The sequence below is a fragment of the Rhizobacter sp. P2_H2 genome (genome assembly GCF_056403375.1).
Genome location: NZ_JBFUFP010001181.1, coordinates 1 through 1,583, shown reverse-complemented (window position 1 = coordinate 1,583; position 1,583 = coordinate 1). Strand labels below are relative to the sequence as shown.

The 1,583-nt window shown below is 71.4% G+C and carries 1 protein-coding gene; it reads right to left on the bottom strand.

Annotated features, from left to right (window positions below):
* Positions 1–1,346: heavy metal translocating P-type ATPase (locus AC1D15_RS31365; RefSeq protein ID WP_477829113.1), on the bottom strand; the 1,346-nt coding region annotated here is incomplete at its 3' end.
* Between the last annotated feature and the right edge of the window lie 237 nt (positions 1,347–1,583).

Sequence of the window (1,583 nt, the reverse complement as noted above, 5' to 3'; positions counted from 1 at the left end):
CTGCCGGCCTGCAGCGCCGCGCTGTCGGCGAGCAGCGCCTGCGCATCGCCGTCCGCCGCCTCGCACGCGACGAGCTCCGGCCGGCCCTCGGTCAGCGTGCCGGTCTTGTCGAACGCGACGATGTCGACCTGGCGCGCGCGTTCCAGCGCCTCGGCGTCCTTGATCAGGATGCCGCGCCGCGCCGCGACGCCGGTGCCGGCCATCAGCGCCGCCGGCGTCGCGAGGCCGAGCGCACACGGGCACGCGATCACCAGCACCGCCACTGCATTCAGCACCGCCTGCTCCCAGCCACCGGTCGCCATGCCCCAGCCGAGCAGCGTGACCAAGGCCAGCGCCAGCACGACCGGCACGAACACCGCGCTGACGCGGTCGACCAGCTGCTGGATCGGCGCCTTCTTCGCCTGCGCGGATTCGACCAGGTGGACGATGCGCGACAGCGCCGATGCGGCGCCGAGCGTCGTCGCACGCACCAGCAGCAGCCCTTCGCCGTTGACCGCCCCGCCGATCACGCGCGCGCCCGGCTGGCGCAGCACCGGCAGGCCTTCGCCGGTGATCAGCGATTCATCGACGTGGCTCTCGCCTTCGAGCACCTCGCCATCGACCGGCAGGCGCTCGCCGGCCCGCACCACGACGAGGTCGCCGACCTGCAGCTGCGCGATCGGCAGGTCGCGCTCGACGCCGTCGCGGCGCACGCGCGCCGTCTGCGGGCGCAATGCGTTCAGCGCCTGGATCGCATCGGTGGCCTGGCGCTTCGCGCGCTGCTCCAGCCACTTGCCGAGCAGCACCAGCGTGATCACCACCGCCGACGCCTCGAAATACAGGTGGCCGTGGCCGCCCTGCGCCCCATGCGCCAGCAGCTGCTGCACGCTGAGCCCGAAGGCGGCCGAGGTGCCGAGCGCGACCAGCAGGTCCATGTTGCCGGCGCGCGCGCGCAGCGCCTTCCAGCCGGCGCGGTAGAAGCGGGCGCCGAGCACGAACTGCACCGGTGCAGCGAGCAGCAACTGCAGCCAGCCCGGCAGCATCGCCTCGATGCCAGCGAGCGACAGCAACATCGGCAGCACCAGCGGCAGCGACAGCGCGGCCGCCACGATCACCGGCCAGGCTGGCGCTGCGGTAGTGGGCGCCTCGTCGTCCTCGTGCACATGCGCCGCGTAGCCCGCCTTCTCGACCGCCGCGAGCAGCGCCGCGGCATCGCCGCCGCGGGTCTGCACCTCGGCGCGCTCGGTCGCGAGGTTGACGGTCGCCGACACCACGCCGGGCACGCGCTGCAAGGCTTTCTCGACGCGCGCGACGCACGACGCGCAGGTCATGCCGCCGATGCTGAGGGACAGGGAGTTCGTGTTCATGACGCGACTGTCGACCTTACCATCATGGCAAGGTCAAGGCCTTGTGCGTCGTGGGGCTTCGCGCCGAGGCTTGACCTTGCCATCGTGGCAAGCTTCACAGTGCGTCACTGTCGACCAATGTCATTGGAGAGAGAGATGATCGAGTTTCAAGTGGACGGGATGAGCTGCGGCCACTGCGTCAAGGCGGTGACACAGGCGCTGAAAGAGGCGGATCCGCACGCGCTGGTGGTGGTGAAC